The organism is Flavobacterium humidisoli (assembly GCF_023272795.1).
Taxonomy (GTDB): domain Bacteria; phylum Bacteroidota; class Bacteroidia; order Flavobacteriales; family Flavobacteriaceae; genus Flavobacterium; species Flavobacterium humidisoli.
Map to the genome: position 1 here is coordinate 4,038,532 of NZ_CP096829.1, position 24,074 is coordinate 4,062,605.

A 24,074-nucleotide genomic window follows, 5' to 3' on the forward strand; every position below is an offset into this window, starting at 1 on the left:
TCGAAAAAACAGTTATTCATCCTCTTTTAACTTAAAATAAATGTTTTTTTTAAATAAAGATTTTTTATGAGAAAGGGTTTTAATAGTCGATTTTTTCCAAAATTGCCTCAAAATCGTACTTATTTTTCCATTTTTGCTCAGAAGTTTCGTTCTCAATTGCATTAATTCGCAATTTAAAATCGTTAAAAATTCCGTTTGAAACAATAAAATTTACTGCTTGTTCAAAAGAATTAAAGATGCTTTTGTAAAATAATTCCTGCTTGATAAAATTTTGCGAAGAAAACGTTTGCGCAATTTCGATATTATAAAGCATAATATCTGCAACAATATAAGAATCTACTCCGAGCATCATAAAATGCTTAATTAATTTTTGAGCAACCGATCTTCGCATTTTAGCTTTTGGACGCCATTTTGCCCCTGGTTTTTTGATGGGGAAATATTCGTGTGAGATTTTAACCTTAGCATCCTGAAGCAGTTTGTCTTCTTTTGGGTTAAAAACAAAGTCGTAATACACTTTTACAGGAGCAAATTTCTCGTACAATTCTATCAATTGCTCTTCTAATTGTTCTTTTGTTAATTCGCCTAAATATTTTTTTAAATCTCTTTTACTCATACAGTAAAGATAATTTTCAATTTTTTAAATTCCAAATTCCAATTTTCAGCTCATTGCACTTATTTAATTTTAAATTTTTAAATTCTAAAATCAATCCAGAATCCTTAATTTTGCTGGCATAAAACTTAAAAAATATATACATGCTCAAGATTTTCAAAATTACTGCCATTTTAGAGGGAATCTCTTATTTAGTATTATTTGCTAATATGTTGATTATCAAAAATAACAATCCAGAACTTTACCATACATTATTACGTCCGTTAGGAATGACGCACGGTGTTCTATTTATAGGATACATTCTTTTAGCATTTTTATTGAAAAAATCAATGAATTGGGACTTAAAAACATTTGCAATTATTCTAGTTGCTTCTCTTATTCCGTTTGGAACTTTTTATATCGAGAAAAAATATTTAGAAACTAAAGCAAATGCATAAGCTTTTGGAGAAAATATTTAATTTTTTATATCCTGTTTTTAGAGATTGGGGAATGAGCCGCAATGTTGCGTCTTATACCAGTCTGATCTTTAATATCGTTATTTTAATAGCACTGGCTTATGTAATTTATTACGCAGCCAAATTCCTTTTGGTTACTTTGACCGCTGTTTTTGCGCAACGTACCAAAACCAAGTTTGACGATTATTTAATTCAAAACAAAACAACGAGATATACCGCATATTTAATTCCGTTTTTCTTTATATATAAAGCCGTTCCTGTTATTTTGGACAAATATGAATATTGGGAATCGATTTTCGGAAAAATTGTCGGTATTTATATAGTATTGCTTGGATTATGGATAGTTCGAACGGTTTTTAATTCGTTACGCGATTATTTAAAACAAAAGCCTGAATATAGCGACAAACCAATCGACAGCTTTGTACAGGTTATTATGATTGTGCTTTGGATTTTTGGCGTTGCGATGATTATTTCGACTTTATTCGGAATTAAAAAAGGCGAATTATTAACCATTCTGGGAACACTTTCGGCGATTATCATCTTAATCTTCAGAGATACCATTTTAGGGTTTGTTTCGAGTGTTCAGGTTGCAATAAACGACATGGTTCGTATTGGCGACTGGATTACGATGGATAAATTTGGTGCCGATGGAGACGTAATCGAGATCAATTTAACAACGGTAAAAGTTCGAAATTTTGATAACACGATTACTACAATTCCAACGTATGCATTAAGTTCAGATTCGTTCCAGAACTGGCGCGGTATGCAGAAATCTGATGGAAGACGTATCAAAAGGCATGTTTTGATAAAAAGCAGTACAATCCGTTTTTTGAATGATGAAGATTTGCATCAGCTAAAAAAAGTGCAACTGATAACCTCTTATATTGATAGCCGTCAAGCGGAAATTGATAAATACAACGATCTTAGAGGAATTGATAAAACGCTTTCGCTAAATGGGCGTAATATGACCAATTTAGGTTTGTTTAGAAAATACATCATGCAATATTTAAATGATCATCCGGGATTAAACAAAAATATGCATATTATGTGTAGGCAATTACAGTCAACTGCACATGGAGTTCCTTTGGAAATTTATGTTTTTTCTAGCGATAAACGCTGGGCTAATTACGAATACATCATGGCTGATATTTTCGATCATGTTATGGCTTCGGTAAGATATTTTGATCTTGAAATTTTTGAATTGCCTTCTACGTTAAGTTAAATTTTGTTTCAGGTTTCAAGTTTCAGGTTTCAAGTTTCAGGTTTCAAGTTTCAGGTTTCAAGTTTCAGGTTGACATAGATTGCGCATATTTAATCGCAAAGGTTTACGCAAGGTTCGCAAAGTTTTTACACAAAGCTTTGCGAACTTTGCGTTTTTTAATAAGTCTAGTATAAAAAAACTTTGCGTGCTTTGCGGTAAAACACACAATGCGCTTCAACATGAAACTTGAAACTTGAAACCTGAAACTTGAAACTTGAAACAAAAAAACTACTTCTCCTCTATCCTTTCAAAAAGAAATTCAGGATTTTGATACTCAATGGGAACTTCTGGAACATAGCACGGAAGATTAAAATAAGTTCCGATTACTCCTTTTCCTAAATAAAGCTTGCCATCTTTCTTTAAAAGAGCCAACGGAACCCTTTTCCAGGCACCGCCAAAAGAAATGTAATGATAATCGCCTCGAAGCGTGTCACCTCTCAAATCCCCTCGCACATCGCCAGAATCTTTTCCAGTTCCATAGTGACTAATTTCATAGCGTCCATAAAAACGTTTATCATTTATATGAATATCCAAAACCGCTGTGTCTTTATTGATTACAGCACGATATAATTGGTGATTGTATTTTTCTTTATCTTCTTTTGAATTGCAAGAAGCTAGCAATAAGCAGAGAAACAGAAATAATCGCATAATTTATTTTTATAAAAACAAAAATAGGTTTTACTGTGGGATTATTTCGTTAACTTTAAATAAAACTAAAAAGAAAAAAACATGGACGATAGAGACACTTTTTTAAAAGAATTCAGAGGCGAAACTTTAGGAACCGTAAGTGCTCAATCTTCGGCAGATGAGATCTTTCAAAACCAGACCATCAGGCCAATTTTAAAACTTCAAAATGACTTATTTATCGCCGTTTTTATCAATTATGTAAACAAAAACAAACCAGATTTTTATTCTTACTCGGTTGAAAAGAAACTTCAGACCATCGAAAACTCCATTCAAAAAGACATTAAGTTCAGGAATTCTTTAAAAGGAATTGTAATGGCACTTTTTACTGTGGAAGAATATAATACTTACATTCAAAATTCTTCTGATTTGAATAAGAGAATGATGAATTTATTGATTGACCGATTGAAAAATCAGGTGCAATTGTTTGAAGTGGAATCAAATTAGAATTAAAAATGTTCAGCCAATTCCGAAACAAATTCCCAATAACTGATGAAAAGTGGAACGAATATGTCGGTTATTTCAATCGAATTGAAGTTCCTGCCAAAACCACCCTTTTAGAAGAAGGCGAAGTTTCCAAAAAGCTTTTTATCATCGAAAAGGGCTGTATTCGCGTGTGGTTCAATCATAACGGAAAAGATCTGACTTCTCAGTTCTTTTTCGAAAATCAAAGCGTTTCTTCTATTGAAAGTTTCATGAAAAGATTTCCAAGCCCAGTTTTTATAGAAACAATAGAACCTTCTGTTTTATGGTGGATTCATAAAGAACATGTTGATACAATAATTGAAGAAATAAAGGAAATTCCAGAACTGAGAGATCGATTAATTGATATGCTTTTTCAAAGAACATTTGATTATATGAAACATTTTTTCTCATTTCTAAAAGATTCTCCTGCCCAGCGTTATCTTAGTTTAATTGAAGAAAAACCTCAAATTGTGCAGAGAGTTCCGCAACATTATATTGCATCTTATTTGGGTGTGAGTACGGTTCATTTAAGCCGAATAAAAAGTAAACTGCTTCAAAATAAATAACTCTTTTCATTTGATAACAAATGTTATCGTCTGCCAGATAACGGCTTTCTAATTTTGCTTCATAAAATTTAATAATTATGAAAGCAGCAGTAGTTTATAAAAAAGGCGAATTGCCAAAATATGCAGAATTTCAAGAACCAATTGCATCAAATGAAAATGAAGTTTTGATTTCAGTAAAAGCCGTGGCTATTACTAATTTAGACAAAGCAATTGCAAGCGGAGATCATTATTCTGCGGAAAAAGAAACTCAAAACGGATTTATAGTCGGAAGTGATGCTGTTGGCGTTTTAGAAAACGGAACAAGAGTGTATGCTCGTGGAATTTCGGGAACAATCGCCGAAAAAGCGTTAGTTGAAAAGAACAGAATGGTTGTTTTGCCTGACGGAATTGATGATGCAATGGCCGCAACAATGCCTAATGCAGTTGCAGGTTCGGCAATGGCGCTTCGTTTTAGAGCTGGAATAAAATCTGGTGACACGGTTCTGATAAATGGAGCGACAGGTTTTACCGGCCAAATGGCGATACAAATTGCTAAACATTATGGAGCAAAGAAAATAATCATTACCGGCAGAAACGAAAAGACATTTCAAAATCTGTTAGAATTAGGCGCTGACGAGATTGTTTCTCTAAAACAAAATGACGAATCTATTATTAATCAGTTAAAACAAATTAATCAAAACACTCCAATCGATATTGTTATTGATTATTTGTGGGGACATTCGGCAGAACTTATTCTTTCGGCTTTAAAAGGCAATGGAAATTTTACACCTAAAACAAGATATGTTTCTGTTGGTTCTATGTCTGCAGATACGATTCAATTATCTGCACAAATTCTAAGAAGTGTTGATTTGCAGTTGTCAGGATCAGGTTTAGGAAGCTGGACAAAAGAAGAAGTCAAATTGTTGTTTTCTGAAATACTTCCTGAAATGTTTCTTTTGGCTTCAAAAAATATACTAAAAGTAAATATTGAAACCGTTCCTTTATCAGATATTGAGAAAATGTGGAATGCAGAAGTTCCTGATGGAAAACGATTAGTAGTTCTTATTTAAGGTGCTAAGGTTCTAAGATGCTAAGATTCTAAGTTTTTTAAACTCGGAATCTTAGTCTCATTATTTTAATATCTTAAAAGCTCAAGTAAAACTTCTTCAAATCGATTTTTTGGTAAAAATTGATCTTCTAAAGCTTTTGTAAAAGGAATTGGAGAATCTAAACTCGCTACACGTTTTACAGGAGCATCAAGATATTCGAAGCAATTTTCCATAATTAAAGCTGAAATATCACTTGCAATTCCGCCAAACATAGTGTCTTCTTGGTAGATTATAGCTTTTCCGGTCTTTTTTACCGAAGCAAAGATTGTTTCTGTGTCTAAAGGCTGTAAAGTTCTTAAATCAATTAAATCGGCATCAATTTCTGGATGTTTTGCTAAAGTGTCTAAAGCCCAGTGAACAGGTGCTCCAAACGAAATAATCGTAACAGAATTTCCTTCTTTAACCAATGCGGCTTTACCTAAAGGAATAGTGTAATAGTCTGTTGGAACATCTTGATAAATACTTCTGTACAATAATTTATGTTCGAAGAATAAAACTGGATTTGGATCATTAATAGAGGTATTTAGAAGCCCTTTTGCATCATAAGGAAATGCAGGATAGACTACTTTTAAACCTGGAGTTTTGGTAAACCAAGCTTCATTTGTCTGCGAATGAAATGGTCCTGCCTGAGTTCCTCCGCCGCAAGGCATACGAACGACAACATCGGCATTTTCACCCCAACGATAATGAGATTTAGCTAATAAATTTACAATTGGATTAAATCCAGTTGAAACAAAATCTGCAAACTGCATTTCTACAATTGCTTTATAACCGTTAATTGATAATCCCATTCCTGTTGAAACAATGGCACTTTCGCAAATTGGGGTATTTCGTATTCTGCCTTTTCCAAAAGCATCCACAAAGCCATCTGTGATTTTAAAGGCTCCGCCATATTCGGCGATATCCTGACCCATAATTACTAAGTTCTTATGACGCCACATAGATTGCTCCAAACTATTGCGTATGGCATCTATAAATCGGATATTGGTTGAATCAGAATTATGCGTATATTCTTCATATTGAAATGATTTGTAAACATCATCTAACTCTCCACTATAAGTTGGCTCGATTTCAGGTTCTGCATTTGCCATCGCCCAATTTTCATCGATTTCTTTTTTAATTTCAGCGTGAAATTGTTCGTCTTGTTCTGCAGTTAAAATTCCGTTTTCAGTTAGATATTTTCTGTAATTTGTAACAGGATCTCTCAATTCCCATTGATCCATTAAATCCTGAGGAACATATTTGGTTCCACTCGCCTCTTCGTGCCCACGCATTCTAAAGGTTTTAAATTCCAACAAAATAGGACGCGGATTTTCTTGCATTTCCTTTTTTAGCTGAGACAATTTATTATAAACTTCAACAATATTATTTCCGTCAATAATCCAGCTTTCAATTCCGTAACCAATTCCTTTGTCAGCAAGGTTTTCGCAAGCATATTGTTCGTTGGTCGGAGTTGAAAGTCCGTATCCATTATTTTCGATGATAAACATTACAGGCAATTTCCAAACTGCTGCAATATTTAAAGCTTCGTGAAAATCTCCTTCACTTGTAGCGCCTTCTCCAGTAAAAACTGCAGTGATTTTTTTATTGTCTTGAAGTCTATTCGCAAGCGCAATTCCGTCAGCAATTCCTAACTGCGGACCTAAATGCGAAATCATTCCAATAATATTGTACTCTTGCGTTCCAAAGTGAAAACTTCTGTCACGCCCTTTGGTAAAACCATTTGCTTTTCCTTGCCACTGTGAGAACAAACGATGTAGCGGAATCTCTCTTGTCGTAAAAACACCCAAATTTCGGTGCATTGGAAGAATATATTCTGATTGATCTAAAACGGCAGTTACACCAACCGCAATGGCTTCTTGTCCTATTCCAGAAAACCATTTAGAGACTTTTCCTTGTCGTATCAGGATCAGCATCTTCTCCTCGATCAATCTTGGCTTTAATATCTTTTTATATAAATCTAATAACTCAGTATTTGTAAGGTTTTGTCGGTAAAAAATCATGAAATTTTTTGTTTTTTTGTGTTTCAAATATAACAATTTGCGTCAATTTTATTGGATTATAGTATAAAATTTTAATCAGAAAGCTGCTTTTAATGCCTGAGCTTAAGATTATTTTCTAAAATATTATCTACCTTTGTTAGCGAAAGGTGCTTATGACACCTTTTATCTTTTAAAATAAAAAATGTAAAGTATGCAAAACATTCCTAGTGTAGACTTACGTGATTTCCTTTCGGACGACCCGAAACGTAAACAAAAATTTGTAAATGAAATCGGCAGTGCATTTGAAAACATTGGCTTCGTTGCCTTAAAAGGTCATTTCCTTGATGATCAATTGGTAAACGAACTTTATGGTGAAATTAGAAATTTTTTCGCCTTGCCAATAGAAACTAAGCATAAATATGAAATTCCTGGAATCGGCGGACAAAGAGGTTATGTTTCTTTTGGAAAAGAACATGCTAAAGGACGCAAAGAAGGAGATTTAAAAGAATTTTGGCATTTTGGTCAATACGTTGACAAAGATTCAAGATGGGCTTCAGAATATCCAGATAACGTAGAAGTTACTGAATTGCCTCGTTTTAATGCAGTGGGTAAAGATGCCTATCAAAAACTGGAGAAAACCGGAGTTTATGTATTAAGAGCTTTGGCTTTACATTTAGGTCTTGATGAGTTTTATTTTGACAATTATGCAAAAGAAGGAAACTCAATTTTGAGACCAATCCACTATCCTCCTATTACTTCTGAGCCAGAAAATGCGATTCGTGCTGCAGCTCACGGAGATATCAATTTGATTACTTTATTGATGGGAGCGCAAGGAAAAGGATTACAGGTTCAAAACCATAATGGCGAATGGATTGACGCTATTGCAGAAGATGACGAATTGGTTATTAATGTTGGTGATATGTTGTCAAGACATACCAACAATAAATTAAAATCTACAATTCATCAAGTGGTAAATCCGCCGAGAGAATTATGGGGAACTTCACGTTATTCAATTCCATTTTTCATGCATCCAGTAAGCGATATGCGTTTGGATTGTCTTGAAAATTGTATTGATGAAGAAAACCCTAAGAAATATGAAGATATTACGGCTGGAGAGTTCTTATACGAACGTTTAGTAGAATTAGGTTTAATTAAAAAATAAACTTACATAAATTTTTAAAATTAAAAATTCCAAATTCCAAGTTTTTCTTGGGGTTTGGAATTTAATTTTTAAATATCTTTATGCTTGAAATTTATTTTTAGAATAAAAAAATATGGACTTTAAAGATCAATTAAAAAACTTATTTCCAGATCACGTAGAATCGAATGAACCTGAGCAAGTTGAAGAACAGGAACATGTTCTTTATGTTCAGAAAGAGCCAATGATTTGTAAATTTGAAAAAAGAAAAGGAAAACCAACTACTATAATTGAAGGTTATGAAGGCTCAGATGAAGATTTTAAAATCTTGGCCAAAGAAATCAAAACAAAATTAAGCGTTGGAGGAACTTTTAAAGACGATTCGATTATAATTCAAGGCGATTATAGGGATAAAATCATGGCAATCCTAAAAGAAAAAGGATTCAAAACCAAACGTGTAGGCGGATAACTTATTGGTTTAAAAGTTTCACGTTTAAAGTTTCAAGTTCTGCAAATAACCTGAAGCATGAAACTTGAAACAAAAAAATCCAAAATATTAGCCTTTTAGAAACTTAGCAACTTATAAAAAAAATGATTCAATCATCAGAATTAATACTAAACCCAGACGGAAGCGTTTACCACTTAAACCTTCGTCCTGAACATATAGCACACGACATTATTTTTGTTGGTGACCAAAATAGAGTAGAAAAAATCACTCAATTTTTCGATTCAATCGAACATTCTGCTCAAAAAAGAGAATTTAAAACCCAAACAGGTATTTATAAAGGAAAGAGAATTTCGGTAGTTTCTACAGGAATTGGCCCTGATAATATTGATATTGTGCTAAACGAATTGGATGCGTTAGTGAATATTGATCTGAAAACGCGTCAGCCAAAAGAAAAATTGACCTCTTTGAATATTATAAGAATTGGAACTTCGGGCTCTTTGCAGGAAGATATCCCAGTTGATAGCTTTGTGATGTCAAAATTTGGTTTGGGATTAGATAATATGCTTCGCTCCTACTTAATTGACGACGTTTCGATTACAGAAATTGAAGATGCATTTGTAGCGCATACGAACTGGGATCCAAAAAAAGGAAAACCTTACGTAACGCAGTGTTCTGAAAAATTAGAAAAACTAATAGAATCAGATCGAATTTTTAAAGGAATTACGGCAACTGCTGGCGGATTCTATGGCCCACAAGGAAGAGTTTTGCGTTTGAATATTCAGGATGAAGAATTGAATAACAAAATGGATAATTTTAGTTTTAATGAAACTAAAATCACTAATTTAGAAATGGAAACAGCGGCAATCTACGGACTTTCGGCTCTATTAGGTCATAATGCTTTATCGCTTAATGCTATTATTGCAAATCGTGCTAGCGGAACTTTCAGTGAAGACCCGTATAAAGCAGTAGATGAACTGATTGCTTACACACTAAATAAATTGGCAGGAAACTAAATAAGAGCTTGATGGAAAGTGTTATTCTTAAATTTGAGCAGTTATTGAATGAGAATGTAAATTATATTCCAACAATACAGAATGAAATTTTAGATGCAAAAAATCCAGGCAAATGGTCCAAGAAAGAGGTTTTAGGCCATTTGGTAGATTCTGCAATCCATAATCTTGTTCGTTTTTACAGAGATTAATTATTCAGAAAAACCATATCGTCATAGACCGTATAATCAGATCGATTTAGTAAATTTAAATCAGTATCAGAAAACAGATATTAAGGAGCTCACTCAGTTGTGGTTTTCAATAAATAGCCAGATTGTTAGAATCATGAAATCTGTTGATGAAAATGCTTTAGATTATAAAATCATTTTGAGCGATGAATCCGTGATTGATTTAAGGTTTTTGATGACCGATTATGTAGAGCATTTAGAACATCATATTAATCAAATAAAATCATAGAATTTATGTTTTTACGAGTGGCGCGACATACGAATGATTTAGAGAAAATGGAGCATTTTTATGTAGATATACTTGGGTTTGAACGATTGGGCGGATTTGAAAATCATAATAATTATGATGGCGCCTTTATAGGAAAACCAGGTTTAGACTGGCATTTTGAGTTTACTCAATCTAAAGTCACGGCCAAACACACTTTTGATGAAGATGATGCAATGGTATTATATCCTAAAACTATTGCAGATTATGAAAAATTAGTAAATAAATTAACGCAACAGAATATTGCAGTTATACCATCGCTGAATCCGTTTTGGAATGAAAACGGAAAAATGATTCAGGATCCAGATGGTTATAGAATTGTAATATCACCTTTAAAAGCTGTAATTAGCGAAATTGAATAATGGAACAGGAAACTCATAAAAAAATATTATTTAAATATTATAGTGATTATCTAGATGAAGTAGTGTCTGAAACCATGTGGGCAGAAATTGTAGATCTAGAAAAAGGACTTTTTAAATTGGATAATATTCCTTTCTTTGGGCCTTTAATTGCTACGGATGACATTTTTTATGCAGAATATGACGAAACCGAAGAACGTTTTATGCATAGAAAAACGATTCAGAATTCTGGAAACTCGATTATTCAAGTTGCGGTTTTAGAAAAAGGTTTTGATAAAGAAATCATTCGGGAGAAATTAAAAGCGCTAAATTGCTTGTCTGAAGGATTAAATGAAACTTTTTTTGCAGCAGAAATAACCAAAGACATTGATTATTCTTTGGTAAGAAGCCTTTTGAGCGAATACGAATCTCAAGACATTATCGAATTTGCAGAACCTTGTCTTTCAGAAAAGCACAGAGCAGATTTATTAAAAAACTAACCAAATTTAATCATAAGATTACGCATACGCATACCAAGCAACTTAACTTAAACTTAAAATAAATGAAAACTGTCAAAATTGCGGGTGTTCCGGAACACTTCAATTTGCCGTGGCATCTATGTATCGAAAACGGCGAATTTGAGGAAGAGAACATCGATTTACAATGGACAAATGTACCCGAGGGAACCGGGAAAATGTGCCAAATGCTTCGAGACGGAGAAACAGATCTTGCTGTTATTTTAACCGAAGGAATTCTAAAAGATATTTCAGCTGGAAATCCGAGCAAAATTGTTCAGGTTTATGTGCAATCTCCTTTAATTTGGGGAATTCACGTTGATGCAAAATCTGATTTTCAGACGTTGAAAGATCTTAAAAACAAAAAAGCAGCTATTTCGAGATTAGGATCGGGATCACAATTAATGGCTTACGTAAATGCAAATGAGCAAGGCTGGGAAATGGATGATCTCGAATTTGAAATTGTAAATACTATAGATGGTGCTGTTGATGCTTTGACCAATAAAAAAGCCGATTATTTTATGTGGGAACGTTTTATGACTAAACCGCTTGTAGATAAAGGTGTTTTTAGAAGAATTGACGACTGCCCTACTCCTTGGCCTTCATTTATTATTGTAGGACGAGATGAGTTCTTAAAAAAGAATGCAAAAGCAGTAGAAACGATTCTTAAAATAATCAATAAAACAACAGTTGATTTTAAAGAAATCCCAGAAATTGACAAAAAATTATCTAAACTGTTTAATCAAAAAGCAGAGGATATTAAAGAATGGTTGAAACTGACTCAATGGTCACAGAAAAATTTGACAGAAAAATCTTTTAATAAAATTCAAAATCAATTATTTGATCTGGGAATTATTGATAAAAAAAGTATTTTTGTAGAAACAGTAAAAGCATTGTAAATACTGCTTTTTGATTCGTATGATGAAATTCCCTAAAATTGACTTACCGCATTTAAAATCCAAACTACAGGTGAAATCGCCGTGGGATAGGATTATTATTTCGCTGTTGAGTCTTTTGATCACAATACCGATTTTTATCATACTGCATCAAAATTTGATCGATTTAGAGTGGGCATTCAATCTAGATCGTGTATTCATCTTTATTTTTGTTTTTGCAGTAATATTTTTTCTTCTGATGTACCTCAGAACAATAATTATTTTATGCGTCGCCGTCTATTTGTTGATTCTGTTTTACGGATCGGTAATTGGAAATTATGGTTTTAGCGAAATCTCAGAAGATTACAATTCTATGATTTACACCATGTCTGACAATCCGTATCCTCAAGACATCATTGTTGCAAAACTGCTTCCATTTCCTAATAAATCAAAGATTGTAAATGCTATTGAATATCAAAATCCTAAAGTGCGAAACTTTGCCATTATGGCAACTACAAAGCATTTTAAAGGTATTAGAGGCTATTCAGATTATCGAACTATAATTCAATGTTTTGCTGTTTTTAAAGAAATAAACAGCAGATGGAATTATGTAAACGATCCAAAAGAAGGTGATTATATCGCAACCGCCAGCGAATCACTTGAGTATTTCTCAGGCGATTGCGATGATCACTCTATTTTGATGGCTGCTGCTGTGCGTTCAATTGGCGGAACTCCTCGCCTTATTCATACTAAAGGACACATTTATCCTGAAATTTTAATCGGTTCGATGATTGATCTGGAAAAAGTCAATTATCTCATCAAAAATGTTCTTTTTGTAAAAGAAAGCTACGGTAAAAAACTACACTACCATATAGATGAGCGCGGACAAGTCTGGATGAATTTGGATTACACCGCCACTTATCCTGGAGGCCCGTTTATGTATGAGGAAATTTTAGGAGCTTTGACTCTTAATTAACGATCTCTAAAAGTCATTTTGTCCAATTAAGACGATTTTGATCTTTAAATTGTAAAAGGCTGGTTATCAGTAAAACTCCCAAAAACAAAGACTTTCTCTATTAAAAGCAATTCGTTTTTAGAAGTAAAAAAAATCTTTATAAATATTTGATTACGAATATTTTAATGTTATTTTTTTTTGTAACTTTTTCCTGTTTAACTTTTAATCACAAAATCATGAAAAACTCAAAATTATTTACCCTCGTAATTGCCATTGCTGTCGTTGTATTAATTGTTTCATGCCATCGTAAAAGAGACAAGCTTGTGAATTCATGGAAAGTTACTGCTGTAGAGCCAAAGGAAACCGTTTCTGATTCTACAAAAAATGCAATTTTAACCAATGGTATGCTTACTTTTACTGAAGATGGGCACGTTACTGGATATTTGCTTCGTGAAATCACGGACGGAACTTACGCGTTAAGCCAAAAAGGTAAAAAACTTGTTATTAAAGACGAAGTTGGAACGCCATATGTTTGTGAAAGCACCATCACAGATGATAAATTAATTTTAGACACCAAAGAAGCCAAACTAACATTTGATAAAATTTAGAATACAAATTACATTGTAATTTGATACAAAAAACCATTTGCTACAGTTGTAAAGAATGGTTTTTTTTTTATTTTTAAAACTAAAATAAATATCTTTGCACTTCTTAAATAAGCATTGCTGTATGTGAAAAACAATTTCTTTCAGGAAAATTTAGTAAGCGATCACGATTTTGTGATTGCTAGAATATTTATCTATAAAAGAAAGGAATTATGCTTATTCTTCAAAATATCTCCTATCAGCATGAGAATAAAGACATGCTGTTTCAAAACATTGGATTCACACTAAACGATCACGACAAAACTGCTTTGGTCGGAAATAATGGTGTCGGAAAATCAACTTTATTAAAAATTATTGCTGGAGAATTACAACCCTTTTCGGGGCAAATTATTCAGAATTCTAAACCTTATTTTGTTCCACAATTATTGGGTCAGTTTAACAACTTGACTATTGCTGAAGCTTTACAAATAAAGGATAAAATAGCTTCACTTAAAGAAATACTTGAAGGTGTGGTAACCGAAGAAAATCTTCAATTATTGGATGACGACTGGACAATTGAAGAGCGCTGTAATGAAGCACTCTCTTATTGGCAATTGCATGATGTTGATTTGAACCAGAAAATGGAAACTTTAAGCGGCGGACAAAAGACAAAAGTCTTTTTGGCCGGAATAATGATTCATGAACCCGATTTGGTTTTATTGGATGAACCTAGTAATCATTTAGATTTTGCGGGAAGAACATTATTGTATGATTTTATAAAATCGACAGCAATCACGATTTTAATTGTTAGCCACGACAGAACTTTGCTTAATATCCTGAATAAGACTTTAGAAATGACAAAAAATGAAATTTCGGTCTATGGTGGTGGTTATGACTTTTACATCGAACAGAAAAAAGTAGAGAATAATGCTTTAGAACAAGGCGTTCAGAGCAAAGAAAAGGCATTGAAAAAAGCCAAAGAAAAAGAACGGGAAAGTATCGAGCGCCAAAATAAATTAGATTCGAGAGGAAAAAAGAAACAGGAAAAATCGGGTGTTGCCAGAATTATGATGAATACACTCCGAAATAAAGCTGAAAATAGCAGTTCGAAAATCAAGGATGTCCATGCTGAAAAAATAAATGGTATTTCTGAAGATTTAAGGCAATTGCGCTCGTCGCTTCCTACTATAGATCAAATGAAATTTGGTTTTAATGATACTTCTTTTCTTAAAGGAAAAACACTTCTTAAAGCTTCAGAAATCAATTATAGTTATGGTGAGAAAGATCTTTGGAATGAAAACATTAGTTTTGAAATTCTGTCTGGTGATCGCTTGGTAATAAAAGGCTTAAATGGTTCAGGAAAAACTACTTTAATCAAAATTATTCTGGGCGAGTTGCATCCAACAAAAGGGCAAATTACTTCTTTAGCTAAAAAAGCAATTTACATTGATCAGGATTATTCTTTATTAAACCAAAATTTGAAAATTTACGAGCAAGCTCAGATTTTTAATGATTGTGGTTTGGAAGAACACGATATAAAGATGAGATTAAATCGTTTTTTATTTTCTAGAAATGATTGGGACAAACCTTGTAATGCGTTAAGTGGTGGCGAAAGAATGCGTTTAATGCTCTGTTGCCTCACAATTAGCAACGAATCGCCAGAAATTATAATTCTAGATGAGCCAACAAACAATTTGGATATTCAGAATATCGAAATCCTTACTGCAGCAATCAATGAATATCAAGGCACTTTAATTGTGATTTCGCACGATCAGTCTTTTTTGGAACAAATTAATATCGAAAAAAGTATTTTGCTATAAAATAAAAACAATTAGCGTCAAGCATTATCTTGACGCTTTTCTTTTAGTATTAATTTGATATTCAAAATATTAAATTAAAAAATTTGTAAATTGCAGTAAAAACTGACGAAGTTCAATTTGTTTAAAAATAAAGTTTTTTTTATAAATTTAAATTGCACGTTTAATTAAAATCTAAAATTTTATGAAGCCAAAAAACAGAATTTTTCCCGTCCTACTTGCATTTACTTTATTAATTACCGAAACAGTTCTCCCTTGTACAAGAGTTGTTTACGAAGGTTTAAACGGAACAATTATAACGGCGCGTTCAATGGATTGGCGTGGAGAAATTCCTGCCAATTTATGGATTTTCCCTCGCGGAATTGAAAGAGCTGGAGAAGCTGGAACTAGTTCTATTAAATGGAAATCCAAATACGGAAGCGTCATTACGAGCTCTTGGGATATTGCTTCTTCTGATGGAATGAACGAAAAAGGACTTGTTGGCAATCTTTTGTGGCTTGTAGAATCGCAATATCCTGCATTTGAGAAAAATGGAAAAGTGAAAGGTTTGGCTGTTTCTTTATGGCTTCAGTATGTTTTAGATAATTTTTCGACAGTTGCAGAAACAGTATCAGCATTAGAAAAAAACGATTTTGTGATTACTTCTTCACATATTCCAGGAACCAATATTTTTGCTACGGTCCATTTATCTATTTCTGATTCTAGTGGAGATAATGCCATTTTTGAATATATAAATGGCAAACTGGTTATTCATCATGATAGAAAGTATGTCACAATGACCAACTCTCCGATTTTTGATCAGCAATTGGCGATCAATGCGTATTGGAAAGGAATTCCAGGCACTATCATGCTTCCTGGAACGAATCGCGCAGCAGATCGCTTTGTTCGAGCTTCCTATTATATTGATGCAATCCCAAAAACAGACAATACAAGAACAGCCTTGGCTAGTGTTTTTGGTGTAATTCGAAATTGTTCTGTTCCTCTGGGGATTTCGTCTGAAACTGAGCCTAATATCTCCTCTACTCGCTGGAGAACAGTTGCCGACCAGAAAAATTTGGTTTATTATTTTGACAATGTTTTAAATCCGAATGTTATTTGGGTAGAATTCAGTAAAATTGATTTTAGCGAAAAAGGAAAAATTAAGAAATTAAGTCTCGACAATAATGAAAATTATGCAGGCGATTCACTTCTAAATTTCAAAGAAACAAAGCCTTTTCAGTTCGCTGGTCTAGATTAATCTTGATAAAAGTATGCGTAAAACCTTCAAATTGAAAAGTTTGAAGGTTTTCTTTTTGAAAAAAAATGATAAAAAATATTGCACAGTCAAATGACTTCATTATATTTGCAGTCAAATAACTGCGTAATGGAAATTAGAAGAGACGTTTTTCAAGCAATAGCCGATCCTACTCGAAGAGCTATTTTAAGTTTAGTTGCCATTCAGGCAATGACTCCTGGAGCAATTGCCGAGAATTTTAATTCGTCAAGACAGACGATTTCAAAGCATATTCAAATTCTAAACGAATGCGAATTATTGCATCAGACCCAAAACGGAAGAGAAATTTATTATCATTTAAATCCTGAAAAAATGAAAGAAATTGACAAATTCATCGAACCTTTTAGAAAAATGTGGGATGATCGTTTTAATAAGTTAGAATCAATTATGAAAAACTACAAAAAATAAACCATGGAAAAGAAAACCAAAATTCATGCTGAAGACGACAAGCATGATCTTATAATTACAAGAGAATTTGATTTGCCTGTAGAATTATTGTTTAAAGCTTATGAAGATCCTGAAATTGTAGCACAATGGATGGGAACAAAAGTATTGAGACTCGAAAATAAAAAATACGGCGGTTGGCAGTTTGAGACAAGTGATGCTAGTGGAAATGTTGTTTTTAAAGCCAATGGTGTTATTCATGATTTTGTTCCAAACCAAAAGATAGTACGCACTTTTGAAATGGAAAATATCAATTTTGCGCCTCAGTTGGAATTTTTAGAGTTCGAAAAACTAACAGATGATACCAGTAAATTAACTATGCAGATTATTTACAAATCAATCAAGCATAGAGCAACGCAATTGAAACTGCCTTTTGCTCAAGGTTTGAATATGGCACATAACAGACTAGAAGAAATTATAACTAAAATAAAGTAATCATGACAAAACGTAATAAAATTATTTATTGGATTGCTACACTATGGCTGGCTTTAGGGATGACGGCTACAGGTATTGTACAGCTTATACCTATGAAAGAAGAAGCCGAAATGATACAACGTTTAGGCTATCCTCTATATTTTTTAACACTTTTAGGAGTTTGGAAACTTTTGGGTGTTATCGCAATTTTGATTCCTAAATTTGGTTTATTGAAAGAATGGGCATATGCAGGCTTCTTTTTTGCAATGTCTGGAGCTGTAGTTTCGCATTTGGCTATAAAAGAAGATGCTTCAACACTTTTTGGACCTTTATTATTAATTTTTTTAACTGTAGTTTCCTGGTATTTCAGACCAGAAAATAGAAAATGCAGCTCTAACTAAAAAACTCAAATCATGAAAAAGCAATTGACAGCAAACGAGCAAGAAGAACTTTTAAGCATTCTTGAAAAACGCTTTGAGAAGAATAAAAGCCGACATGAAAATCTGGATTGGGCAAAAATAGAAGCGAAATTAAAAGCAAATCCTTTAAAATTATGGTCTCTTGACGAAATGGAAAGAACTGAAGGTGAGCCAGATGTTATGGGTTATGATAAAAAAACAGATGAATATCTTTTTGTAGACTGTTCGGCCGAGAGTCCTAAAGGCCGAAGAAGCATTTGTTACGATCATGAGGCACTCGAAAAAAGAAAAGAACATAAACCCGCAGACAGCGCTATTAATATGGCGCAAGAAATGGGTATTGAGATTCTAAACGAAGAGCAATATAAAGAATTGCAAAAGCTAGGGAAATTTGACGCTAAAACTTCGAGCTGGATTTTAACTCCGCCAGAGATAAGAAAATTGGGAGGTGCAATATTTTCCGATTTCAGATATAATACTGTTTTTGTATATCATAATGGAGCTGATTCTTATTATGCCGCGAGAGGTTTTCGCGGTTTGTTGAGAGTTTAAAAATTAGAGACCTTCAAGTACTTTTGAAGGTTTTTTTTATTCTCTTAAAATCTTTTCCATTTTTTTGCCTTTAGCAATTTCATCAATCAATTTATCCAGATATCGCATCTTTTGAATTAAAGGATCTTCAATCTCCTCTACTCGATAGCCACAGATAACTCCAGTAATTTTGGATGCATTCGGATTGATTTTTGGAGCTTCAGCAAAGAAGGTTTGAAAATCTACTTTCTTTTCAATTTGTGCTTTAATTTGCTCATCACTATATCCTGTAAGCCATTTAATTACAATATTTAATTCTTCTTTCGTTCTCCCCTTTTTTTCGACTTTTTGAATATATAAAGGGTATACGCTAGAAAATAGTATTTTGTAAATTCTTTCCGTTTTCATAATGCTCGGTTTTAGTGCAAAGCTTTGATGTAAAGATAAATCAAAAGAATAAAAAAGGAAAACGCAATGAATATTTTTAATACCTTAGACTTGAAAATGCTATTGATTAAACAATCTTAAATAACTAATTATATGGAAAATAATTCAAATGAAATTACGCCAAAAGTCACAGGAATTGGCGGAATTTTCTTTTTTCTTGACAATCCGAAAGAAACAAAAGATTGGTATGCTAAAAATTTAGGATTGGAAATAAACGAATGGGGTTCTGCAAGTTTTGAATCTCGAAATCTTGGAAATCCAGATCAAATCGAATCAACACAATGGTGTCCTTTTAAGAAAGGTGATGAATATTTTTCTCCATCGAAAAAAGACTTTATGGTCAATTATCGAGTTCAAAATATCGAAGGACTTGTAACGCAATTAAAAGCAAACGGCGTTACTGTTCTTGATGACATCGAAACTTATGATTATGGAAAATTTGTTCATATAATGGATACCGAAGGCAATAAAATTGAACTTTGGGAACCAGCTTAATTGTTAATGGTTTGTTGAAGAATAAAAAAATATATGTTTAATACACTGGTTGAAATAAATTGCCATTCAGGGAGTAAATTTTTACGGAAAATTGCTTCTAATTTATTAGAAAAGCTGTATTGCTGTGAAATCAATTGCGCTGAAATGGACAAAAGTGTTTTGTTTGCGCATCACGGACGCGGGTGTACAATTGTTGCTTCTAAAATTTGCGAAAATGTAGTCATTTTTCAAAACGTTTCAATCGGAGCCAATTTGAAGTATAATAGAATTAGTAAAGAATGGGAAAATGTTGGAAATCCTATTATTGCTAAAAATGTTGTAATTGCCGACGGAGCTAAAATTTTGGGTCCAATAGTAATTGGAGAAAATTCTGTTATTGGCGCTGGTTCTATTATTACAAAGGACATTCCGCCCAATAGTGTAGCTTTTGGAGTAAATAAGTTTAAACCAAAAGATATGAATTACGATTTTATATTTAACCCAAATATGATACATCCAAATAAGATAATTGAAGCTAATAAAAATCTAGTGAATCAATTTAAGAAACAAAATAAATCTATTTAAAAACACAAAAGCTCCTTTATTTCTAAAGGAGCTTTTGTGTTATGTTTTTTCTTAATTCCAAATTTCATTCATTTCTGTCAAGATAATTGGCTTTCCTTCTGTTACAACAATGGTGTGTTCGTGTTGCGCCATAAAACCTCCTTTATTTCCAACCATTGTCCAGCCATCTTTTAAGGTTTGGGCATAAGTAGAAGCGGTAGAAATAAAAGTTTCAATTGCTACTACAGAATTCTTCTTAAATCTTGTTTGGTTAAAACGGTCTCTGTAATTAGCAATTTCATGCGGCGCTTCATGAAGACTTCTCCCTACTCCGTGTCCAGTTAGGTTTTTAATTACTTTGTAACCGCGTTTTTTTGCTTCTGTTTCAATTAAAAAACCAATATCAGAAATACGAACTCCGCCTTTTATATTGTGAATCGCTTTATGCAAAATATCTTTTGAAGCATCGACGAGTTTTTGATGCTCGTTTACATCTGAACCAATTACAAATGAACCTCCATTGTCTGACCAAAATCCGTCTAATTCAGCAGAAACGTCTATATTAATTAAATCGCCTTCTTGCAAAATTCTTTTTTCAGAAGGAATTCCATGACAAAATTCATTATCAACACTAATACAAGTCCAACCAGGAAATCCATAAGTTAGATAAGGCGCAGATTTTGCCCCTAAATCATTCAAAATTTGTCCGCCATAATCGTCTAGTTCTTTTGTAGATATCCCAGGTCTGGCAAATTTTCTCATTTCTTTCAAAGTAAAAGCTACAGCCTCACTTATTTTTTTCATTCCTGCTAATTCTGCTTCAGTTGTAATGGACATTGTTTTGTTTCTTAAAAATTAATAACAGGGGTAAATTTACTATTTTTCTGTAGAATGAATCGTTATTATAATGCTAAAACCTTCCAAAATCAATGACTATGGAAGGTTTTCTGCTTTTACCAAGGACTTTCTTCACTTTCGTCTTCAATATCATTACTGAAGAATTTTCCAGTTGGTCCATTTTCATCCAGTAAAGTATGTTTTATAATAAAACGTGCAGCACTTTCTACGCTTCCTGGTCCGCTATGATGGTTAAAATCGGTTGCGGTGTAGCCTGGATCAATTGAGTTTACTTTGAATGGCAACTCTTTTAATTCATGAGCTAAAGTAACTGTAAATGCATTTAAAGCCGTTTTGGAAGAAACGTATGAAACTGCTTTTATTGCATAATATTTCCAAGTTGGATCGCTGTGCAAAGTAAGAGAACCAAGTCCGGATGTTATGTTACTGATTCTCGGACTGTCTGATTTTTTCAATAATTCAAGAAAAGTTTGTGTGACGGTTATTACTCCGAAGAAATTCGTATCAAAAACCTTCTGAATGTTTTTGACAGAAGTCGTAGAAGGATCTTGCGGAATATCACCTAGAATTCCAGCGTTATTAATTAGGATGTCCAATTTGCCTTTTTCTTTTTTAATGATGTTTTTTGCTTCTAAAGCACTTTCTGCATTTGTAACATCAATTTGAATGGCTTGAATGTTTTGAAATCCTTTTTCATGCAATTTTTTTACTACTTCTTCTCCTTTTGCAAGATCACGCGTTCCTAAATAAACAAATAATCCCTTCTTTGAAAGCTGTTTAACAGTTTCTAAACCAATGCTTCTATTTGCGCCTGTAATTAATACTATTTTCATTTTTTATGTTTTAAAATTATCTGAAGCAAAGTTGCGTTGATAAAAAATAGAAACATTTGCCATATGGCAAAAAGCGATTTTAACGGATATTTTTTCTAATCCTACTCAAAGAAGATTGTGTTATTCCTAGATAAGAAGCGAGATACGAAAGCGGAACTCTATTAATTACTTTTGGAAACATTTCCATAAATGACAAATAACGAGTTGTAGCATCTTCTGAAACAAGCGGACTTCTTCTCGCTACTTTTTGAATTAATGCTTTCGAAATGATTTTATGTACAATCGTGTCCCAGCCTACAATTGTATCTAGTAATTCTTGCCATTCAGCTTTAGAAAATACAATGATTTTACAATCTGTAACCGCTTGGACATAAGCAGACGAGCAAATATTATTGTCAAAACTTTCTAAGTCTACAACCAGATTATTTTCGTCAATAAAGTATTTTGTAATTTCTTCTCCTTTGTTGTTGTAATAACAAACACGCATTATTCCGTCTATGATAAAACCAACTTCTGCGGCTATTTTTCCTGCTTCAGAAAAATATTCCTCTTTTTTGATTTCTTTTTCTTTGGCTTTCGTTAAAATCAGATCAATCTGCTGCTGATTTAGATTGCCAAATTGCAATATATAATTAACTAATTCTTCCATGCCCGAAAGTTAAGTATAAGTTTTGACCGAAAATTTGCCATATGGCAAAAAAGAATATAGGCAATTAAATTATAAACTCATTTAAAAATGATTCTGGTTATTTATGTTTTTCTAAAAAATTAATGTTTTTTTCAACTTTTAGAATGTCAATAGCATCATCACTATGATCTCTCCAATTTGCTTCTATTGATTTCCATTCTTTCTCATCAATGCGCTGGATTAATGGAAGGATTTGAAAATAACCTATTTCTTTTTTTCCAGAAATATTTTCATATGATATCTCAATATAACTTTTTATTGAAACATTTCCATGATTTGATATTTGATGACGTAAAAATGATTCTTGCTGATAGCTATGTTTATTGTCAAATTTGTATATAAGTCCTTCATTCTGAGAAATCGATTTTCCTTGATCAATAAAATATTTCACTATTGGAATATTTATTACTTCATTATTTGTTTTTTCGTAAACAAGATATGATATCTCTTTTTCAAATTCAAACTTTGATATTTTACTGTTATTATTATAAATATACCATTCTGTTATGTATATATTCATCGTAGGATCTACATAAGTATCTTTTCGCTGAATTTCAATTTTAGGAGTATTTTCATTCTCCATAATTTTAGTTTGAACTTCAGAAATTTTATTAGCATTATTGGCTATTATATTAGCTTGTTTAGCAATATTATTAGCTGTGATAGACACAATAATACCTGTAATTGTAAGAGCTGTAGCAGTTATAACTTCAAAGAAAATTTTGTTTCTTGTTAATAGATCACGTAATCTAATGATTTTATTTTTCATTCATTATTTTTTTAAAACAACGAATTTAATAAAACTTACTGATTGATTTATACAGTGAAAATACTGGTTTAAGCAAGATTTACAATTAAATTTTAAACATTACATTCCTGGCCAATAAAGAAAATTAAATTTATGTCCATCTGGATCTGAAAAACCAAAAGTATAACCGACCTCAAAATTTTCAGGCTCCGAGAAAACGGTTCCGTTTATTTCTTTTATTTTCTGATGCCAAAAATCCACTTCTTCTACACTATTTGCAGACAAAGAAAATATAATTTCGTTATCTACAGTCGTGTTGGATAGTTTTCCTCTTATAGCATTTTCTAATCTTTTTGGCGCGAAAAAATTAATTACAAAATCATTTTCTCCAAAAACAAAACTGACTAATTCCTTTGTCTCTTTTCCGTTTTGCTTAAAACCAAGAGCAGTATAAAACTGAATTGTTTTCTGTATATCGTTCGAAACCAAGTTGGCCCATATCATTTTAGTTTTCATAAACTTAAGTTTTTATTGATAACTAAATTAATCAATTAATTTGGCAAACAATTAGTTTAATTCTATTTAAAAACCTTAAAAAGCAATTCCAAATTGAAAACCTACCGTAAAACTAGCAGGATGATCATTTCCAAAACGAACTGGCAATGGCACAGCAACGTAATAACTGCAACTTGTATTTTTTATAATTGTTTTATTAAAAACTGGCGTAAAACCATATCTACCACTACTTTCAAAAGCAGCTCGTCCAGCAAATGTGTAACCTTTTCCTAAAGCGACCAAAACACCTGGATGGAATAGCAAATTGGTTACTTTACTAGTTCCTTGATCCTCTTTTATGTTGGGAACGACTTCAAATGAGAACCCGATTTTTTCGTTTTTCCAGATATTTATACCAGTAGGAAAACCAACAGCGTAATAATCTCTAAAATTTACTGTAGTTTCATCTTCATTAAAAGTAACTATTGGATGCATAATACCAAAATATCCCACTATTTTTGGATATGTAGTTTGAGAAAAAGATGTAAAACCTTTAAGCATTACTGTAAAAAATAAAATCTGTTTAAATGACATTGTTTCTAG

33 protein-coding genes are annotated in these 24,074 nt (G+C 32.6%); 23 read left to right on the forward strand and 10 right to left on the reverse strand.

The window, feature by feature from the left end; translation table 11 throughout:
* Positions 1–79: 79 nt before the first annotated feature.
* Positions 80–613: a DUF6155 family protein gene (locus tag M0M44_RS17370; RefSeq protein WP_248726815.1), complete on the reverse strand. Its 534-nt coding sequence runs from the start codon at positions 611–613 to the stop codon at positions 80–82.
* 140 nt (positions 614–753) lie between these two features.
* Here M0M44_RS17370 and M0M44_RS17375 point away from each other — a divergent pair, with 140 nt between their 5' ends.
* Entirely contained in the window at positions 754–1,047 is a 294-nt protein-coding gene (locus M0M44_RS17375; RefSeq protein WP_095929318.1) for a DUF3817 domain-containing protein, read from the forward strand.
* Positions 1,040–2,287, forward strand: a complete 1,248-nt coding sequence (locus tag M0M44_RS17380) for a mechanosensitive ion channel family protein (protein ID WP_248726816.1) — start codon at positions 1,040–1,042, stop codon at positions 2,285–2,287. Before M0M44_RS17375 ends, M0M44_RS17380 begins: the two co-directional genes overlap by 8 nt.
* A gap of 267 nt (positions 2,288–2,554) precedes the next feature.
* Here M0M44_RS17380 and M0M44_RS17385 read toward each other — a convergent pair whose 3' ends face one another.
* Positions 2,555–2,974 (reverse strand): hypothetical protein, encoded by a 420-nt coding sequence (locus M0M44_RS17385; RefSeq protein WP_248726817.1) that lies wholly within the window; start codon positions 2,972–2,974, stop codon positions 2,555–2,557.
* A gap of 81 nt (positions 2,975–3,055) precedes the next feature.
* On the opposite strand from M0M44_RS17385, the gene M0M44_RS17390 reads away from it, so the two are divergent.
* From M0M44_RS17390 to M0M44_RS17400, 3 genes are all read left to right on the forward strand, one after another.
* The gene (locus M0M44_RS17390) at positions 3,056–3,457 is read left to right on the forward strand and encodes a glyoxalase (RefSeq protein ID WP_248726818.1); all 402 of its coding nucleotides are present in this window, start codon (positions 3,056–3,058) and stop codon (positions 3,455–3,457) included.
* 8 nt (positions 3,458–3,465) lie between these two features.
* Positions 3,466–4,041 carry a Crp/Fnr family transcriptional regulator gene (locus M0M44_RS17395; RefSeq protein WP_248726819.1) on the forward strand — a complete coding sequence of 192 codons (576 nt, stop codon included), beginning with the start codon at positions 3,466–3,468 and terminating at the stop codon, positions 4,039–4,041.
* 77 nt (positions 4,042–4,118) lie between these two features.
* Entirely contained in the window at positions 4,119–5,090 is a 972-nt protein-coding gene (locus M0M44_RS17400; protein ID WP_248726820.1) for a quinone oxidoreductase family protein, read from the forward strand.
* Between the two features lie 65 nt (positions 5,091–5,155).
* On the opposite strand, the gene M0M44_RS17405 is transcribed toward M0M44_RS17400, so the two are convergent.
* Entirely contained in the window at positions 5,156–7,132 is a 1,977-nt protein-coding gene (locus tag M0M44_RS17405) for an alpha-ketoacid dehydrogenase subunit alpha/beta (RefSeq protein WP_248726821.1), read from the reverse strand.
* 190 nt (positions 7,133–7,322) lie between these two features.
* Between M0M44_RS17405 and M0M44_RS17410 the strand changes: the two genes are divergently transcribed.
* The 16 genes from M0M44_RS17410 (at position 7,323) to M0M44_RS17485 (ending at position 18,385) form a co-directional block, all read left to right on the forward strand.
* A complete protein-coding gene (locus M0M44_RS17410) occupies positions 7,323–8,273 on the forward strand; it encodes an isopenicillin N synthase family dioxygenase (protein ID WP_248726822.1) in 951 nt (316 codons plus the stop codon).
* A gap of 112 nt (positions 8,274–8,385) precedes the next feature.
* Positions 8,386–8,718, forward strand: coding sequence for a translation initiation factor (locus M0M44_RS17415; protein WP_057117964.1), 333 nt, complete (start codon positions 8,386–8,388; stop codon positions 8,716–8,718).
* 122 nt (positions 8,719–8,840) lie between these two features.
* The gene (locus M0M44_RS17420) at positions 8,841–9,710 is read left to right on the forward strand and encodes a nucleoside phosphorylase (protein ID WP_248726823.1); all 870 of its coding nucleotides are present in this window, start codon (positions 8,841–8,843) and stop codon (positions 9,708–9,710) included.
* Positions 9,711–9,721: 11 nt separating this feature from the next.
* Positions 9,722–9,898: a hypothetical protein gene (locus tag M0M44_RS17425; RefSeq protein ID WP_248726824.1), complete on the forward strand. Its 177-nt coding sequence runs from the start codon at positions 9,722–9,724 to the stop codon at positions 9,896–9,898.
* Positions 9,876–10,163 carry a hypothetical protein gene (locus tag M0M44_RS17430; RefSeq protein ID WP_248726825.1) on the forward strand — a complete coding sequence of 96 codons (288 nt, stop codon included), beginning with the start codon at positions 9,876–9,878 and terminating at the stop codon, positions 10,161–10,163. Before M0M44_RS17425 ends, M0M44_RS17430 begins: the two co-directional genes overlap by 23 nt.
* Positions 10,164–10,168: 5 nt before the next feature.
* Complete coding sequence (locus M0M44_RS17435) at positions 10,169–10,561, forward strand: VOC family protein (protein ID WP_248726826.1); 393 nt, start codon at positions 10,169–10,171, stop codon at positions 10,559–10,561.
* Positions 10,561–11,037 carry a DUF4265 domain-containing protein gene (locus M0M44_RS17440; RefSeq protein WP_248726827.1) on the forward strand — a complete coding sequence of 159 codons (477 nt, stop codon included), beginning with the start codon at positions 10,561–10,563 and terminating at the stop codon, positions 11,035–11,037. Before M0M44_RS17435 ends, M0M44_RS17440 begins: the two co-directional genes overlap by 1 nt.
* Before the next feature lie 62 nt (positions 11,038–11,099).
* The gene (locus M0M44_RS17445; RefSeq protein ID WP_095931231.1) at positions 11,100–11,951 is read left to right on the forward strand and encodes a substrate-binding domain-containing protein; all 852 of its coding nucleotides are present in this window, start codon (positions 11,100–11,102) and stop codon (positions 11,949–11,951) included.
* 19 nt (positions 11,952–11,970) lie between these two features.
* On the forward strand, positions 11,971–12,903 hold the full coding sequence (locus M0M44_RS17450) for a transglutaminase-like domain-containing protein (RefSeq protein WP_248726828.1): 933 nt from the start codon (positions 11,971–11,973) through the stop codon (positions 12,901–12,903).
* A gap of 215 nt (positions 12,904–13,118) precedes the next feature.
* Positions 13,119–13,490 carry a hypothetical protein gene (locus M0M44_RS17455; RefSeq protein WP_248726829.1) on the forward strand — a complete coding sequence of 124 codons (372 nt, stop codon included), beginning with the start codon at positions 13,119–13,121 and terminating at the stop codon, positions 13,488–13,490.
* Between the two features lie 209 nt (positions 13,491–13,699).
* Positions 13,700–15,286 (forward strand): ribosomal protection-like ABC-F family protein, encoded by a 1,587-nt coding sequence (abc-f, locus tag M0M44_RS17460; protein WP_248726830.1) that lies wholly within the window; start codon positions 13,700–13,702, stop codon positions 15,284–15,286.
* Positions 15,287–15,467: 181 nt separating this feature from the next.
* Entirely contained in the window at positions 15,468–16,520 is a 1,053-nt protein-coding gene (locus M0M44_RS17465; RefSeq protein WP_248726831.1) for a linear amide C-N hydrolase, read from the forward strand.
* 126 nt (positions 16,521–16,646) lie between these two features.
* Complete coding sequence (locus tag M0M44_RS17470) at positions 16,647–16,964, forward strand: ArsR/SmtB family transcription factor (RefSeq protein ID WP_008464153.1); 318 nt, start codon at positions 16,647–16,649, stop codon at positions 16,962–16,964.
* Between the two features lie 3 nt (positions 16,965–16,967).
* Positions 16,968–17,435, forward strand: a complete 468-nt coding sequence (locus tag M0M44_RS17475) for an SRPBCC family protein (protein WP_248726832.1) — start codon at positions 16,968–16,970, stop codon at positions 17,433–17,435.
* Positions 17,436–17,437: 2 nt separating this feature from the next.
* Positions 17,438–17,815 (forward strand): DoxX family protein, encoded by a 378-nt coding sequence (locus M0M44_RS17480; RefSeq protein WP_248726833.1) that lies wholly within the window; start codon positions 17,438–17,440, stop codon positions 17,813–17,815.
* A 12-nt stretch (positions 17,816–17,827) separates the two neighbouring features.
* Complete coding sequence (locus M0M44_RS17485; RefSeq protein ID WP_248726834.1) at positions 17,828–18,385, forward strand: DUF4256 domain-containing protein; 558 nt, start codon at positions 17,828–17,830, stop codon at positions 18,383–18,385.
* Positions 18,386–18,421: 36 nt separating this feature from the next.
* Here the strand turns inward: M0M44_RS17485 and M0M44_RS17490 are convergent, their stop codons facing one another.
* Positions 18,422–18,772 (reverse strand): DUF2200 domain-containing protein, encoded by a 351-nt coding sequence (locus M0M44_RS17490; RefSeq protein ID WP_248726835.1) that lies wholly within the window; start codon positions 18,770–18,772, stop codon positions 18,422–18,424.
* A gap of 132 nt (positions 18,773–18,904) precedes the next feature.
* On the opposite strand from M0M44_RS17490, the gene M0M44_RS17495 reads away from it, so the two are divergent.
* Both M0M44_RS17495 and M0M44_RS17500 read left to right on the forward strand, forming a co-directional pair.
* A complete protein-coding gene (locus M0M44_RS17495) occupies positions 18,905–19,306 on the forward strand; it encodes a VOC family protein (protein ID WP_248726836.1) in 402 nt (133 codons plus the stop codon).
* A gap of 144 nt (positions 19,307–19,450) precedes the next feature.
* Positions 19,451–19,870, forward strand: coding sequence for a serine O-acetyltransferase (locus tag M0M44_RS17500; RefSeq protein WP_248726837.1), 420 nt, complete (start codon positions 19,451–19,453; stop codon positions 19,868–19,870).
* Between the two features lie 51 nt (positions 19,871–19,921).
* On the opposite strand, the gene map is transcribed toward M0M44_RS17500, so the two are convergent.
* The 6 genes from map to M0M44_RS17530 form a co-directional block, all read right to left on the reverse strand.
* Positions 19,922–20,686 carry a type I methionyl aminopeptidase gene (gene map / locus M0M44_RS17505; protein WP_248726838.1) on the reverse strand — a complete coding sequence of 255 codons (765 nt, stop codon included), beginning with the start codon at positions 20,684–20,686 and terminating at the stop codon, positions 19,922–19,924.
* 116 nt (positions 20,687–20,802) lie between these two features.
* Positions 20,803–21,540, reverse strand: a complete 738-nt coding sequence (locus tag M0M44_RS17510) for an SDR family oxidoreductase (RefSeq protein ID WP_248726839.1) — start codon at positions 21,538–21,540, stop codon at positions 20,803–20,805.
* Between the two features lie 79 nt (positions 21,541–21,619).
* Complete coding sequence (locus M0M44_RS17515) at positions 21,620–22,189, reverse strand: Crp/Fnr family transcriptional regulator (protein WP_248726840.1); 570 nt, start codon at positions 22,187–22,189, stop codon at positions 21,620–21,622.
* 97 nt (positions 22,190–22,286) lie between these two features.
* Positions 22,287–22,997, reverse strand: a complete 711-nt coding sequence (locus M0M44_RS17520; RefSeq protein WP_248726841.1) for a hypothetical protein — start codon at positions 22,995–22,997, stop codon at positions 22,287–22,289.
* Positions 22,998–23,096: 99 nt separating this feature from the next.
* The gene (locus tag M0M44_RS17525) at positions 23,097–23,492 is read right to left on the reverse strand and encodes a VOC family protein (protein WP_248726842.1); all 396 of its coding nucleotides are present in this window, start codon (positions 23,490–23,492) and stop codon (positions 23,097–23,099) included.
* 75 nt (positions 23,493–23,567) lie between these two features.
* A complete protein-coding gene (locus tag M0M44_RS17530) occupies positions 23,568–24,065 on the reverse strand; it encodes a hypothetical protein (RefSeq protein WP_248726843.1) in 498 nt (165 codons plus the stop codon).
* Positions 24,066–24,074 lie beyond the last annotated feature (9 nt).